This window comes from Streptomyces durhamensis (genome assembly GCF_000725475.1).
Taxonomy (GTDB): Bacteria; Actinomycetota; Actinomycetes; order Streptomycetales; family Streptomycetaceae; genus Streptomyces; species Streptomyces filipinensis.
Genome location: NZ_JNXR01000010.1, coordinates 154,067 through 168,449, shown reverse-complemented (window position 1 = coordinate 168,449; position 14,383 = coordinate 154,067). Strand labels below are relative to the sequence as shown.

11 protein-coding genes are annotated in these 14,383 nt (G+C 72.2%); 7 read left to right on the top strand and 4 right to left on the bottom strand.

The features are described from left to right. Nucleotides 1-48 precede the first annotated feature (48 nt). The gene (locus tag IO33_RS0116745; RefSeq protein ID WP_031165491.1) at nt 49-756 is read right to left on the bottom strand and encodes a TetR/AcrR family transcriptional regulator; all 708 of its coding nucleotides are present in this window, start codon (nt 754-756) and stop codon (nt 49-51) included. 143 nt (nt 757-899) lie between these two features. Here IO33_RS0116745 and IO33_RS0116740 point away from each other — a divergent pair, with 143 nt between their 5' ends. Beyond that, complete coding sequence (locus tag IO33_RS0116740) at nt 900-2,123, top strand: saccharopine dehydrogenase family protein (protein ID WP_031165488.1); 1,224 nt, start codon at nt 900-902, stop codon at nt 2,121-2,123. 745 nt (nt 2,124-2,868) lie between these two features. Here IO33_RS0116740 and IO33_RS0116735 read toward each other — a convergent pair. Continuing rightward, nucleotides 2,869-3,963: a DUF1152 domain-containing protein gene (locus IO33_RS0116735; protein ID WP_031165486.1), complete on the bottom strand. Its 1,095-nt coding sequence runs from the start codon at nt 3,961-3,963 to the stop codon at nt 2,869-2,871. Further along, on the bottom strand, nt 3,960-5,393 hold the full coding sequence (locus IO33_RS0116730; RefSeq protein ID WP_031165484.1) for a coproporphyrinogen-III oxidase family protein: 1,434 nt from the start codon (nt 5,391-5,393) through the stop codon (nt 3,960-3,962). The genes IO33_RS0116735 and IO33_RS0116730 overlap by 4 nt, the downstream gene beginning before the upstream one ends. 295 nt (nt 5,394-5,688) lie before the next feature. On the opposite strand from IO33_RS0116730, the gene IO33_RS0116725 reads away from it, so the two are divergent. The 6 genes from IO33_RS0116725 to IO33_RS0116700 all read left to right on the top strand — a co-directional run bounded on the left by IO33_RS0116725 (nt 5,689) and on the right by IO33_RS0116700 (nt 13,765). Continuing rightward, entirely contained in the window at nt 5,689-6,921 is a 1,233-nt protein-coding gene (locus IO33_RS0116725; RefSeq protein WP_031165482.1) for an ATP-grasp domain-containing protein, read from the top strand. Between the two features lies 1 nt (nt 6,922). After that, the gene (locus IO33_RS0116720; protein ID WP_031165480.1) at nt 6,923-8,173 is read left to right on the top strand and encodes an ATP-grasp domain-containing protein; all 1,251 of its coding nucleotides are present in this window, start codon (nt 6,923-6,925) and stop codon (nt 8,171-8,173) included. Beyond that, nucleotides 8,170-9,528, top strand: coding sequence for an MFS transporter (locus tag IO33_RS0116715; protein WP_051926809.1), 1,359 nt, complete (start codon nt 8,170-8,172; stop codon nt 9,526-9,528). Before IO33_RS0116720 ends, IO33_RS0116715 begins: the two co-directional genes overlap by 4 nt. After that, a complete protein-coding gene (locus IO33_RS0116710) occupies nt 9,525-10,541 on the top strand; it encodes a GNAT family N-acetyltransferase (protein WP_031165475.1) in 1,017 nt (338 codons plus the stop codon). The genes IO33_RS0116715 and IO33_RS0116710 overlap by 4 nt, the downstream gene beginning before the upstream one ends. Nucleotides 10,542-10,722: 181 nt before the next feature. Then, nucleotides 10,723-13,413 (top strand): winged helix-turn-helix domain-containing protein, encoded by a 2,691-nt coding sequence (locus tag IO33_RS0116705; protein WP_031165473.1) that lies wholly within the window; start codon nt 10,723-10,725, stop codon nt 13,411-13,413. A gap of 154 nt (nt 13,414-13,567) precedes the next feature. Next, nucleotides 13,568-13,765 (top strand): hypothetical protein, encoded by a 198-nt coding sequence (locus IO33_RS0116700; protein WP_031165471.1) that lies wholly within the window; start codon nt 13,568-13,570, stop codon nt 13,763-13,765. 2 nt (nt 13,766-13,767) lie between these two features. Here the strand turns inward: IO33_RS0116700 and IO33_RS0116695 are convergent, their stop codons facing one another. Then, nucleotides 13,768-14,343 (bottom strand): potassium channel family protein, encoded by a 576-nt coding sequence (locus tag IO33_RS0116695; protein WP_078963692.1) that lies wholly within the window; start codon nt 14,341-14,343, stop codon nt 13,768-13,770. Nucleotides 14,344-14,383 lie beyond the last annotated feature (40 nt).

The following is a 14,383-nucleotide window of genomic DNA, read 5'->3' as shown; positions in this document are numbered from 1 at the left end:
ACCGTCTCACGCACCACTGACAATCGATCTTGGCTCCCGAGGGGGGCGTCACCCACCGGTCCGGGCCAGTTGCGCGGCGGTGTGTTCCAGCAGCATCTCCAGGGCGGCCGGGTAGGCACTGTGTGGCATGCGCCGGGCGAGGAGCTGTGCCGTGGCGGCGATGTTGGGATGCGAATCGGCCGGCAGGTGGGCGTAGGTGGAGCGCCACATCTCCTCGTCCACGGCACGGGTCTCGTCCGCCAGCGCGAGGGATCCCGCATCGAGCGCGGCGAAGGCGAGACTCTGGTCGATGAACGCGTGGTACACGCGTACGGCCACCGGGTCGGGCAGCCCGGCACCCCGCAGAATGCCGAGAATCGTCTCGTCCACCGCGATCTCACGGGGCCGGCCCGTGACCCGGCTGGCCGTGAGCACGGCCGCCTGCGGGTGCGCAAGGTAGGCGGCATGGATGGCCCGGCCGAGCGCGCGGAGATCGGCGCGCCACTCCCCGGACGCCGTCCAGCCGGCCAGAGCCCGCCCCATCAGCTCGTCGCCGATGGCCCGGGTCAGCTCGTCCATCCCGGCGAAGTAGCGGTAAAGGGTACTGGGGTCGGCGCCCAGCGCGGCGCCCAGGCGGCGCGCGGTCAGCCCGGTGCTGCCGTGCTCGCGCAGGACGCGCAGGGCGGTGTGGACGATCATCTCCTCGCTCAGCACCGTACCGGCGCGTGTGGGCCGCCGGCGCTGGCGTGCCCCCTCCGGCACGACTTGCTTCGCCATGTGTGTCGTCTCTTCCGTCGCCGGCCGTCAGCCGTTTCTCCCGTCGCCGGCCCTTATGCCAACAGGGTTGACCTTACACCTCGGCATCCCGTTGCATCGAGCCCTGCCGGAGGCGTCCGCCTCCCGGAGGGAAGGTGTGTGACATGCGGGTACTTCTGGTGGGCGCGGGCGGTGTCGGCACGGCCGTCACCCGAATCGCGGCTCGTCGTGACTTCCTCGACCGCATGGTCGTGGCCGACTACCACCTCGACCGCGCCGAAGCCGCGGTCGCCGCGCTCAAGGAGCGCAAGGGCCGGTTCGGCGCGCGGCGGCTGGATGCCTCGGACCAGGAAGCGGTCCGCCGGATGCTCATCGAGGAGCGGTGCGACGTGCTGCTCAACGCCACCGACCCGAGGTTTGTGATGCCGCTCTTCCAGGCGTCCCTGGAGGCCGGTGTGCACTACATCGACATGGCGATGTCGCTGTCCTCGCCGCACGCCTCGCGCCCGTACGAGGAGTGTGGTGTCAAGCTCGGGGACGAGCAGTTCGCCCTGGCCCGGCGCTGGGCGGACGCTGGACGGCTGGCGCTGGTCGGCATGGGTGTCGAGCCCGGCCTGTCCGACGTCTTCGCCCGGTACGCGGCCGACGAACTCTTCGACGACATCGAGGAGATCGGCATCCGCGACGGTGCCAACCTGACGGTCGAGGGCTATGACTTCGCGCCCTCCTTCAGCATCTGGACGACCATCGAGGAGTGCCTCAACCCGCCGGTCGTGTACGAGGCGGAGCGCGGCTGGTTCACCACCGCGCCGTTCAGCGAGCCCGAGGTCTTCGACTTCCCGGAAGGCATCGGCCCGGTCGAGTGCGTCAACGTCGAACACGAGGAGGTGCTGCTCATCCCGCGCTGGGTGGATGCTCGTCGTGTCACGTTCAAGTACGGGCTCGGCGACGACTTCATCGCCAAGCTGAGGACCCTGCACGCTCTCGGCCTGGACTCGACGGCCAAGACGACCGTGCCCGGCGGCGACGGGCCCGTGGAGGTCTCCCCGCGGGACGTCGTCGCCGCCTGCCTGCCCGACCCGGCCACCCTGGGGGACCGCATGACGGGCAAGACCTGTGCCGGTACGTGGGTCAAGGGCACCAGGAACGGGGTGCCGCGCGAGGTGTACCTGTACCACGTGGTCGACAACCAGTGGTCGATGCGCGAGTACGGCTCGCAGGCCGTCGTCTGGCAGACGGCGCTCAACCCCGTCGTCGCGCTGGAACTCCTGTCTTCCGGCGCCTGGTCCGGCAAGGGTGTTCTGGGACCGGAGGCCCTGCCCCCACGACCCTTCCTGGACCTGCTCACCGAATACGGCTCTCCCTGGGGCCTGCGCGAGGACCGCTGAGCCGGGGCCGCCGTAGCGTTCAGTTTCACCAGATTGCAACGCCCGACCGCCTGTCGTCGCGTCAAGTGGGGAGGGCGTTGCAATGATTCCTCTGAGCCGTGGCGCGCTGTCCCGCACGAGCGCACGGAACAGCAACGCAGCCGCCCGAGGAGGCCGTTGCCACAACTACGCGCCGGGGAAGCCGACTTGGTCGAGGTAGAGCGGCATCTCGTGGTCCGCGTCGGCCCGGTTGTCCGCCGCCGGGCTGATCCTGGCCGGTTTCCCGCCCGGGCGGGAACGGGGCCGCGGCAGCCGGGGCGGTGCCGGCTCCGGCGCTCAGCAGAGCGGTCGCGGCGGCGGCACACAGACGGGCTGTCCTCTGGGTCCTGCGCATGGTCGATTCCCGGTCGGAATGCACCGATCCTATCGAGCGGGTGGCGTCACCGCAGGTCGGAACGGGCCGTGTCCGCACCTCGCTGCGTCGCGGCCGAACCCTCGCCGGCGGAAGGCAGATGACGTGGGGAAAGCCCACCGGTGGGGGAGGCGACGGGGCTGTGGCGCGGACCGTTTCCGGCGGGGCGGTGGCTGCCACGGCCGTCGGGCTGACCCTGGTGGCCGGGGCGACCGTCTTCCACGGCGGCCAGCGGCGGCGCGAGGCTCGGCGACGGTCGGGCCTGGGCCCGGCGGGGGCGCGGCCGGCCGGGGCGGTGACGGCCGTGTGGGAGCGGCCCCGTTGTCAGGGACCGCCCCCACCTGCCCGGTTCGGTCAGTGCGCCAGCGACAGCAGCGGGAAGGCGACCAGTCCGGGACGGTGCCCGGCCAGCAGGTCGCGGACCTGTTCGCTCAGCCGCCAGTCGTAACCGAGTGACTCGACGGCGCAGCGCAGGCTCACGTACCGGGCGCCGGGATGGCCGGCGCGCTGGACGTGGAGCCAGGCGTCCAGCTCGCTCAGGAAGGCCCTGCCGTCGGTGAGGTCGCGCGCGGCGTGCCGTCGGACGGCCCGCCGGCGCTCACGTTCGACCTCGTTGAATCCATACAGCTTCAGGCTGACGTCCTCCGCGCCCGCCAGGGTGTCGGGGCGGGTGTCCAGCAGGCCCTGGGCGAGGCGGTTGTGGTCCAGGGCCCGTGCGAGTGGCAGGCTCCAGACGCGGCCGCTGCGGCCGGTGAGCGGGATCGGGCCCGCGCCTTCCCTCGTGAGGCAGGGGCCGCGCAGCCCGGCGGCGGCTGCGGCGAGCAGGGTGCTGGCCTCGGACGGATGCCAGCGCAAGACGTTCGCCGCCCAGTCGGGGATGGTGGGGGCGAGGGCTGTGCCGTCGCCGGTGACGCGGGTCAGAAGGGTCGCTTCGGGGACCTCGCCGTCGAGGCCGGGGCCGGCGATGTGCACGGTGGTGCGGACGCCCGCCAACTGGCAGGCCGCGAGCACGAGCGCGTCGGGCAGGGGGCTCGCGAGGGTGGGTTCGTCGCCGTGGGCGAGGATGTCGCCGCCCATGTCCACGACGTCGATGTGGTCGACACCGAGTGCCCGGGCGGTCCGCCCGATCTGGTCGGCGAGTGCTTCGACGCCCTTGCCGGGGTCGAGGAGCGCGAGCCTCGTCGGCAGGTCGCCGGCCAGCCGCGGCAGGGTGGAGCCGCGCGGAGCGACCGGGTGCGATGAGGCGGTGACGAGTGGCACCGGCAGGGTGTGGTGGTCGAGGCCGGTGAAGTCGTGCGGAGCGACAGGGCCGGGGAGCGGATCCACGGTGAGGCGCTCCCAGCCGTAGGTGAGGACGACGGCATCGGCCCCGCCGCCCAGGCTCGCGTGGACGAGGGCGGTACCGATCGGGTCACCGCCGCCTCCTGCCGCGATGAACAGCTCGGTCACGAAGCCGCTCGCGCGGTGCGGATGCCCGAGATGCCGACCGGCGTGCCCATGTGCTTCCGCGCCCGCCTGTTCTGCTCGTGCAGGCGCTCGTAGTACTCGCGGTCCAGCTGGACGACCGTGTCGGAGAAGAACATCCAGGACAGGATGTCGCGGTACTTGAACCCGTCGGGGGTGAGCTGGACACGGCGGCCGAGGCGGCGCAGCAGTCCCGTCTCCTCGGCGGCGTCCAGGATCGGTTCGAACAGGTGGGCCTTGTCCTGGTAGCCGAAGCGGTCCAGCTCGGCGAGGTCCAGGTCGAAGGTGTCCAGGACGAGCCGCTTGCGGATGATCTCCTCGTCGTCGAGGACGAAGCCGGTGACGGGCCGCAGTGTGTGGGCGGTGGCCTTGGTGATGTAGTCGGTGACCTCGGACATGGACGGTTTGACGGAGCCCGCCATGTAGTCGAGGACGCCGGTGTAGGAGCGGGCGCCGACGCCGAGCCCGAGCAGTGGCACACCGTGGAAGGTGAGCACCTTCTGCTTGTAGCCGCCGCGGCCGAGCTTCTTGTAGCGGACGGAGCCTTCCTGGACGTAGCCGTGGTCGGTGAAGACCTGACGGGCGTAGTCGTAGCGCTCGTACAGGTTCGGGGACTGCGCGTACTGGTAGGCGCCGGTCTTGGAGAACCAGGCATCCGGGCGCACGGTGAGGAAGTACGTGCTGATCGTGGCCGGGTTGAGTTTCGCGAGCTCGTCGACGGAGGTCCGCCAGGTGGCGTCGGTCTGGCCGGCGAAGCCCATGATGAGGTCCGTCGACAGGTCCGGCAGGCCCTTGTCGTGCACGATCTCGATGGCCTTGCGGATGACCTGCTCGCCCGCCTGGCCGCGTCCTGCCTCGCGGATCTCCTTCGGCACGAGGGACTGGATCCCGATGTTGGCCCGGGTCAGGCCGAGTTGCAGCAGGCCTTCGAGGGTGGCCGGTTCGTTGACGATCGAGTCCGGCGTGGCCTCGATCGCCACTTCCTCCACGGTGGAGCGCCAGTTGGGGTACACCTCGTCCAGCGTGCCGAACAGCTGCTCGAAGTGCCGCAGGGACAGCAGGCTCGGGGTTCCGCCACCGATGTAGACGGTGCGCAGCCGACGGGCGCGGATGATGTCGGCGTGGTCGCGCAGCTGGGTGCACAACGCGTTCGTGTACGCCGTGTAGACGTCCACGTCCTCGCTGATGACGGTGTACAGGTTGCAGAAGCCGCACTTGTAGCGACAGAACGGCACGTGCAGATACAGGTTGAGCTCGGGAACCTGATACATGCTCAGGTCCTGCCTCCAGGCCTCCTCGGCGGTCCAGGAAGCGTCGAGCGGCCGGTAGGTGGAGCGCGAGGGATAGGAGTAGTTGTACGGCGGGATGACGCCCTGACGGATGTGGTCGGTGAGCTGTGCGGCGTAGCCGGTCACGCGAAGTTGCCCCTCTCGTACACGTGGGACGGTTTGGGTCGTCGCAGAGTCAATCCGCGATCGGCGGCAGGGGCCCAGGTCCGGTACCGACGAAACCCCGGGCCGTTGGGAGCGGGCCCTCCTGTGTGATGGTCCGAAGTCCTCCGGAGCAGTCGCTTCCGCAAAGCCGGACCCCCTAGGATCCGCGTCTCCGCCGACGGCTGGAGCTTGCTACAACCGTTGTCGTGAAATCACCATCCTGCTCCGGTGGTTACGTTCATGGCTCTGGCCCGGCGGGTGCGGTCTACTGCGCGGCGTGAAGAAGATCCTGCTGATCGAAGCGCTCGCAAACTCGGGCCCCTATGTGCTGGATGCCGCCCGGGCACTCGGTGCGCACGTCTTCGTCGCGACCCACGAGGACATCCACGAGAGCTACCCCGCAGCCCTGCGCGACAAGATCCACGGCACGGTGTTCACCGACCTCACCGACCCGGACCGGGCGCTGGCGGACCTGACCGCGTTCGCCGAGGCCACGGGCATCGACGCGGTCGCCGGCTGCTGGGAGTTCTTCACCCCGCTCGTCGCTCATCTGGCCCGGCGCCTGGGGCTGCCCGGCAACGACCCCCGGCGGGCCCGGGCGTGCCGGAACAAGGCGGAGATGGCCCAGGCCTTCCACGCGGGCCAGGTGCCCGCGCCGAGAACGATCAGCGTGCACACGGCCGGACAGGCGGCACATGCCCTCGGCCGCGCCGGCATCGGATTCCCGGTCGTCGTCAAACCCGCCGAGCAGGGCGGCTCCTGGGGCGTCAGCGTGGTCGAGGACCCCGAACAGCTCGACACCGCCGTACAGCACGCCCAGTCCTGGCCGGTCGCCGCCCCGCACGGCCTGCCCATGGACCAGCGTGTCGTCGTCCAGGAGTACGTCCCCGGACCCGAGTTCAGCCTGGACACCGTGGTCTGGCGCGAGGAGTACTTCCACCTGCCCCTGGTCGAGAAGCACACCACCGGCGGCGCCTACCGGGCCGAGACCGGGCACACGTGCCCCGCCGCCCTGCCGCCCGCCGACCTCGCCGCCGTGCGGACGGCCGTCGAACGGGCCCTTCGGGCGCTCGGCATCCGCAACGGCGTCGCCCACACCGAACTCAAGATCCCGCCCGGCCGGGGCCCCGTGGTCATCGAGGTCGGCGCCCGCCTGCCGGGAGACCACCTCGTGGACGTCGTACGCCGCGCCTCCGGCATCGACGAGGCCCGGGCCTACCTCCAGGCCGTCCTCGACGAGAAGCCGGACGTACCCGCGCCCCGGGAAGGGGCCTGCGCGATCCGGTTCCTCACCCCGCCCCGCGCCGGCACCTTCCACGGCGTGACCGTCCTCGGCCGGCACGACGGCCTGGTCGAGCAGGACATCACCACTCCGCCCGGCGCCGCCGTCGGCAGTGCCCACGACAACTCGGCCCGCCTCGGCCACCTGGTCTTCACCGCCCGCACGCCCGCACAGGTCAACGCCGACGCGGCCCACGCACTCGCCCACACCCGCATAGAAGTGAGCTGACATGCAGCGCATCGCCTTCCTCCGGTCCGTCGACATCCAGCGCGCCGACCCCTACATCCACGGCATCGCCCCCGCCCTGGCACAGCTCGGTGCCGAGGCCCGCCTCTTCCACACCCACGGAGACTGCGGTCCGGAGCTGTTCCCGGGCACGAGCGAGCGGCTCGACCCCGCCGCGACCCCGGACGAGTTCGTCGCGCGGGTGCGCGCCTGGGGCGCCGACGCCGCCGTGGCGATCTCCCTGCCGGACGAGAACGCCCTGCGCGACGCCGTCGTCAAGACCAAGCTCGAAGCCCTCGGCATCCGCACCGTCATGACACCCCTCGCCGCCACCCGCGTCCTGTGCGACAAGTGGGAGACCAAGCGCGCCCTGGAGGCGCACGGCATCACCACCCCGCCCGCCGTACTGGTCGACAGCGACCTCCTCAACGACCGGGCGCTCCCGGTCCCGGCCTACCCCGACACCGTCCGCCTCGCCGCTCAGGACCTCGGCTATCCCCTGATGGCCAAGCCGTTGTGGGACTCCACCAGCATGGGCATCGAGTTCATCCCGGACCCGGCCGCCCTCGACCGCCACCTGGCCGCACGCCCCGCGGCGCACGCGGTCCTGGAGAAGTGCGTCAGCGGACGCCTCTGCTCGGTCGACATCGTCGGCGCCGGCGGCCACTACACCGTCATGCCGCTCATCTGGACCGGCACCGCGGGTGGCCCTCCCGCCTTCACGTTCGAAGACCTGCGCTACGTCGACCCCACCCGGGACGACGGCTTCGGGCCCACCGCGCAGCGCCTCGTGGACCTGTGTACGGCACTCGGGGTCGAGGGATCCGTCAACGTCGACATGATCCACGCCGACGGCGTCTACCACGTGCTGGAGATCAACCCCCGCATCGGCGGCGCCACCACCCTGTCGATCGCCGCGAGCGGACTCAACACCTACGCCGCGCTGCTCGACATCCTGGGGGGCGCCTGGCCGACCCGGGCCGGCGCCCCGGCCGAACGCTTCGCGATCGAGTGCCTCACGGCCAACCCCACCCCCGCGCTGCTCGCCGAACTCCGCGCCCGTATCGACCTGGTCACCTGCCACGACCTGATCATCGACGGCCACGACCACGGCGGCATCCTCACGTTCACCGTGAACCCCGGTGACGAACAGCGGGCCGTGAAGGCACTCACCGCGCTGTGCGCACAGAGCGGCTTCATCCCCGCTCCCATGCTCGACAAGATCCGCCGCCTCCTGACCTCCGCGAGCCGGTGAACGTCCCCACCAGCGGGCGATCGGCGCGCCGCCGCACCCGGCCGGGGCGCGGCCGGCGCCGCGCTGATCTGCCGGGCCGTGGCCGGCACGGCGTTCTGGCGGCCCGGGCCGGGCTGCCCGGACTCACCGGAGCGGGCCGCTTCGTCGCCGCTCACACGGTCGACAGCCTCGGCACCGGGCTCGTCTTCGCCTTCACCGTCGTCTACCTCACCCACGCCACCCACCTCTCCCTGGCCGAGATCGGAGCGGCACTCACCCTGGGCAACCTCCTCGCGCTGCCCGCCCCCGCGCTCGGCGGCCCCCTCCTGGACCGCTTCGGCCCGAAGGCGGTCGTCGCGGTCGCCAACCTCGTCTCCGCCGCCGGGTTCGCGGCGTTCCTCGCGGTCCGCTCCGCGTGGCAGATCAGCCTGGCCCACCTCGTCGTCCAGGCCGGCATCAACCTGTACTGGACCGCGGCCCGCAGCCTGGTGCCGCTGGCCTGCGTGCCCGGCGAGGAACGCCTGTGGTTCGGGTTCGTCTCGTCGCTGCGCAACCTCGGAATCGGTGCCGGCGCGGCCGTCTCCGCCACCGCCCTGGCCCTGTTCGGCCCAAGCAGCCTGTACGTCCTCGTCGCCGCGAACGCGGGCACCTTCCTGTGCGCAGCCGCCCTGTTCACGACCTGGAAGCCCGCCAGAGACCCGGGCGCGCCGACCCCGCCGGACGCGCCGGGCCATCCGGGAGACGGCGGCGGACCGGTCCGGCGGGGGAGCTGGCAGGCGGTCCTCCGGGACGGCCGCTACCTCCTGCTCATCGCGGCCAATCTGGCCTTCGTCCTCGCGCAGATGGTCCCGCCAGTCCTGCTCGCCGTGTACGTCACCGGCACCCTGCACGCGGGCGCGTGGATCCCCGGCACCCTCCTGGTCGTCAACACCGCGGCCGTCGCCGTCCTCACCCCGGCCATCACCCGCCGCTCGGCGCGCCACCGTCCGCAGCGCGCGATCGCCGGCGGGTTCGTGGTCGGCGCCGCCTCCTTCGCCCTCTTCGCCGTACCCCTCGCCACAAGGGGCGCGCCCGGCTGGGCCGTGGCCACCGTACTGGTCGTGGCGATGCTGCTGTTCACCCTGTCCGAGATCCTCAGCTCTCCCGCGCTCAACGAACTCTCGGTCGCCTGCGCCCCCGTCGAGGGCAACGGCCGCCACCAGGCCGCCTTCCAGCTCTCCTGGTCCCTCGGCGGCGCCGCCGCTCCCGTCGTGCTCACCGCGCTCCTGAGCCGGCAGCCCGTCCTGCCCTGGCTGCTCCTCGCCTTGCTCAGCGTGCTCGCCGTGCCCGCGGCCCACGCCCTCGTCCCGCCCGACCGGGAGGAACCGCTGCCGTGATCCTCACCCTCGCCCATGACATCAGGGACGTCCCCGCCGCCGCGTGGGACACCCTCGCCGCCCCGGCCGGCCTCTACCTCTCCCACCGGTGGCTCGCCGCCCAGCAGCACGACCCCACCGCCCGCGTCCGCTACGCCCTGGTCCACGACGACGGCCTGCTGATCGCCGCCGCACCGCTGTACGTGGTCGACACCGAACCCAACGCCCTCTACCGCGTGCACGACCTCGTCCCCGACCGCGCACCGGTCAGGACGCTGCTCGCGGGAGCCCGCCGCGGCTACCTCAACGCCCCCCTCCTGCACCCCCGCCTCACCCCCGACCGGCGACGCGAGGCACTGAACAGGCTCGTGGCGGCGGCCGGTTCGCTCGCCGACGCCCACCAGGCGCGGCCCTGGTGGCTGTACGTCTCCGGCACGGTGGCCGCCGAACTCGCCGACGCCTGCGGCACCGAGCCCGTGCCGCTGGGCCAGGACGCCCGCATCCCGCTGCCCGGCAGCACGTTCGACGACTATCTCGCCGGCCTGCCGTCCAAGCGACGCGTCGCCATCCGCCGCGAACGCCGGGCATTCGCCGAGGCCGGATACGACCTGCGCACCCTGCGACTGTCCGAGTGCGCCGACAGCGCCGGTGCGCTGCTCGCCCGGCTCCAGCAGCGGCACGGCCACGAGGCCGACCCTGCCGCCATGGCCCGGCTGCTGCACGACCAGGCCGACGGCATGGCCGACACCGGAGTCGTCCTCGCCGCGTACGCCGACGGCCGTATGGCCGGCTTCAGCCTCTTCTACCGCCACGCGGGCACCGTCTGGCTCCGCGCCACCGGCTACGACTACGCGCGGCTGCGAGGCGCCCACGAGTACTTCAACCTCGTCTACTACCTCCCCGCCGAGCACGCCTACGCCCACGGCGCCACCGCCCTCCATCTCGGCATGGAGTCCCTCCGCGCCAAGACCCTCCGGGGAGCGGTCACGTCGCCGCTCTGGGCGATCGAAGGGGCTCGCGGCCACCAGGAGTAGCGCGCTCGCTACGGCCCGGAGACCGGGCACGGCCGTCGAAGGGGCCGTTCCCGATCACCGGGACTGTTCCGCGGCTCTCAGGGACCAGTGGCCCATTGATCACCGCGCAGCGCGGGACCACGCTTGAAGACGGAGGAAGAACGCTGTCCGTGACCTGACGACATCAGTGGTGGTGAGCGCCATGGCCGTGCCGGACAAGAACGGACCGGTTCCGACCGCACCGCACGCGGATCCCCGGGGAGACCCGTTTCTGCGGACGCAGTTCGCCATGCCGGCCCGCCCCCCGACGTTTCTGCGCCGCGATCGGTTGGCCGCACACCTCGACGAGGCTCTTCTGACACCGTTGACCGTGGTCGGCGGAGCCGCGGGGGCGGGCAAGACGATGCTGGTCGCCGACTGGGCGGCGGCGCGGGACGGGCCCGTGGCCTGGCTCACCGCGCGGGCGGCCGACAAGGGCTGTGGCACCTTCTGGGCGTGTCTTCTCCAGGCGCTGCGCCTGGCCGGCGTGGCACTGCCCATCGAGATGGATGCCCCCGCCGAGGCCGGCCACGTCGACGACGCACTGCTCACACGGCTCGCCGCCGAGCTGAGCGCTCGGGACGCACCCGTGGTCGTGGTGATCGACGAGTACGACCGGGCGAGGGACCCGGAGATCGCGGACCAGCTGGAATCCGTCCTTCGGTACGCGGGCCGCGGCATGCGTCTGGTCCTCGTCACGCGCACCGAACCGCTCCTGCCGCTGCACCGCTATCGCGCGGCCGGCGCCGTCACGGAGATCAGGAACGACGAGCTGGCCTTCACGTCCGGCGAAGCGGCCGAACTGCTCACGCTGCACGGGCTGCACCTCCCCGCCGGCGACGTCGGTGCGCTGGTGGAGCGCACCCGGGGATGGGCGGCCGGTCTGCGGCTGAGCGCGCTGGCCGCACAGGGAGAGCCGGATCCGCAGACGTACCTGAAGGAGTTCGAGGCCGACCGCACCACCATCGCCGACTTCCTGGTGGCCGAGGTGCTCAAACGGCAGCGGCCCGAGACACAGGATCTGCTGTTGCGCATCAGCATCCTCGAACGGTGCTGTCCGGACCTGGCCAACGCCCTGACGGAGCGCACCGACGCCGGACTCATCCTGACCGGGCTTCACCGCGAGAACGCGTTCGTCGAGTACCTCGGGCACGCCTGGTTCCGGCTCCATCCCCTGTTCGGGGAGATCCTCCGTGCCCGTCTGCGGGTGTGCGCTCCCGGGCTGGAAGCCGAACTCCACCGCCGTGCGGCGCACTGGCTGCGGGGCTGTGGTTCTCTCGACGAGACGCTCGGCCACGCGGCCGCGGCGGGCGACTGGGAGTGCGCCGCCGGCGCCGTGGTCGGCGATCTCGCCATCGGGGAGATCTTCACCGGGCTGCACTCGGACGACCTGTCCGAGCTGTTCTCCCACATGGGACCCGAGCCCAGGAGCCCGGCGACCGATCTCGTCCGTGCGGCCCGCGAACTGGCCCGGTGCGAGGTGGAGCGAGGCCTGTGCCGCCTGGAACGGGCGGCACAGGGCCTGGCCGGGAAGAACGGACCGGGCGAGGACGACACCCCCGAACTGGCCGCGGCCCAGCTGAGCCGTGCTCTGCTGGAAGCCCTGGCCGCCCGGCTGACCGGGTCGCCGGCGCGGGCGGAACTGGCCGCCCGGGCCGCGGAGCGGCTGCGGTGCGAGGTGCCCGGACGGCTCCTGGAAGAGCACCCCGAGCTGACCGCTCTCCTGCTCACCCACCTCGGTGCGACCCGGTTGTGGGCCGGGCGCTTCGGGGACGCGCGAGCAGCCCTGACCACGGTGGTCGACTCCGGCAGGGCCGCGTCGACGGCCCAGGCACGCGGGGAGTGCCTGGGCCACCTGGCTCTGATCGACTATCTGAAGGGGTGGCCGGACAGGGCCGAGCGCAAGGCCCGGGCCGCGGTCGCGAACGGGGACCGCCGCGGGTGCCCCCTGGAGCCCGGGCCGGGCCTGGGATACCTGGTGCTGGCGGCGGTGGCCGTCGACCGTGACGAGCTGGACCGGGCCCAGGCGTTCCTGGACGCCGCGGCGGACGCGTCGCACCCGATGCCGGATCCGGTGGCGCAGGCGGGGCGGGCCATCGTCACCGGGCGGGTCCTCCTGGCCCGCGGGGAGACGCAAGCCGCGCTCGAAGCGGTGGAGCGGACGGTCGTGGCCGATGTGGCCTCTCCCTGGGCCGAGGCGCACAGGGCGTCGGTGGCCGCCGCCGCACACCTCGCCGAGGGCAGGCCGGAGACAGCCGCCAAACTGCTGGAGGAGGAGCCCAGCCACGAGCCGCTGTGCCTCGTCGCAGCCGCACAGGCGGAGCTGGCCGCGGGCAGGACCGGCCCCGCGGTCGCACTGCTCGACCGGGTACGGCCACAGGGCCGCCCGGGCCCCGCGGTGACCGTACGGGCCGCACTGGTCAGGGCGCAGGCGGCGGGGACGTCGGGGGACTTCGCCACCCAGCGCAGACTCGTCGCCCAGGCGCTCCGGGAAGCCCGGCGCGGGCGGCTGCGGCGCCCCTTCCACGAGGCCGGACCGTGGCTGCGGCCGCTGCTCGGCACGGTGCCGCTGAGCGCACTGGCCGAGGGCTGGCTCACACCTGGCCCGCCGTCGCCCGGCTGTCCGGCGAGGCCCGGGGAGCGGTCGCCGTTGCCGGTGGTGGAAGAGCTGAGCGTACGGGAACGGGACGTGCTGCGGCGGCTGGCCGAGATGATGTCGACGGAACAGATCGCGGCCGATCTGTGTGTGTCGGTCAACACGGTCAAGACCCACCTCAAGAGCGCCTACCGGAAACTCGCTGTGAACCGTCGTCACGACGCGGTGCACCGTGCCCGCGAGCTGGGGCTCCTATGACCTTGGCGCCCGCCGGAACGCCCTGGCCGCCGGGGGCGCGGCGCGGTGCGGCGGTATCACCTCCCACGGGTGAGGCCCCTCGGTGGCCCGAGGACGGAGGATCGCCCGTACAGGGACCGGCACGTCTGGCCGAGGAAGGTGGGGGAGAGCAGCCGTGCGCTACGAGATTCGCGTTGACGGAGAGATGACGGAGATGCTGGGCAAGGCGTTTCCGGAGCTGGACTACGTGGTGATGTCCGGTCAGACCGTCCTGTTCGGCCTGGTCGTCGACGAGGCGCACCTGTTCGGGCTGCTGGCCCGCTGCCAGTCCCTGGGGTTGCGCGTGCTGGAGATGCGCCAAGCGCCGGAGTGACCTTACTCCGGCGGTCGCCCCTGCTGCCGCAGACCGGCCCGTACCGCGGCCGCGAGCACCCGTACCGCGACGCCCACCAGCAGCAGGCCGCAGATCATCTGGATCATCACCAGCACCTTGCCCGCCTGGGACCGCGCGACGATGTCGCCGAACCCCACGGTCGTGAACGTGCTGAGCGTGAAGTACAAGGCGTCCGTTCTGGTCAACGGCTCGTCGAACGAGCCCGGAACAGCACGTTCGAGCAGGTAGTACGCGCTCGCGAAGAGGACCAGATACGCGGCGACCGTGATGGCCACGGCTTCGACGGCCTTCAGCCGCGGATGGGGCGAGCGCATGATGAGCCACACCTCCCACCCGAAGACCAGGGCCAGGATCAGCAGGCCGCCCGTGAGGAGGAGCGAGGTACCGACCGTGGCGGGTCTGTCCAGCGGCAACAGGTAGTACGCGGCGACCAGGGCGACCGCGATGCACCCCGCCCGGGCGACGGACAGCGCCGCGGCCCGTCGCCTCGGCCGGCCGGAGGGCACCTCGTGCCCTGACGAGGTGTGCTTGTCCCGGGCAACCGCCGGATCGTTCATCTCGTGTCTCTTCGTCCGCTCCACAGCGGGCCTGCCACCT

What these genes read in the sequence shown, in the direction of transcription:
- IO33_RS0116740 (WP_031165488.1), top strand. Translation starts at nt 900, where the DNA reads ATGCGGGTACTTCTGGTGGGCGCGGGCGGTGTCGGCACGGCCGTCACC.
- IO33_RS0116695 (WP_078963692.1), bottom strand. Translation starts at nt 14,343, where the DNA reads ATGAACGATCCGGCGGTTGCCCGGGACAAGCACACCTCGTCAGGGCAC.
- IO33_RS0116705 (WP_031165473.1), top strand. Translation starts at nt 10,723, where the DNA reads ATGGCCGTGCCGGACAAGAACGGACCGGTTCCGACCGCACCGCACGCG.
- IO33_RS0116745 (WP_031165491.1), bottom strand. Translation starts at nt 756, where the DNA reads ATGGCGAAGCAAGTCGTGCCGGAGGGGGCACGCCAGCGCCGGCGGCCC.
- IO33_RS0116720 (WP_031165480.1), top strand. Translation starts at nt 6,923, where the DNA reads ATGCAGCGCATCGCCTTCCTCCGGTCCGTCGACATCCAGCGCGCCGAC.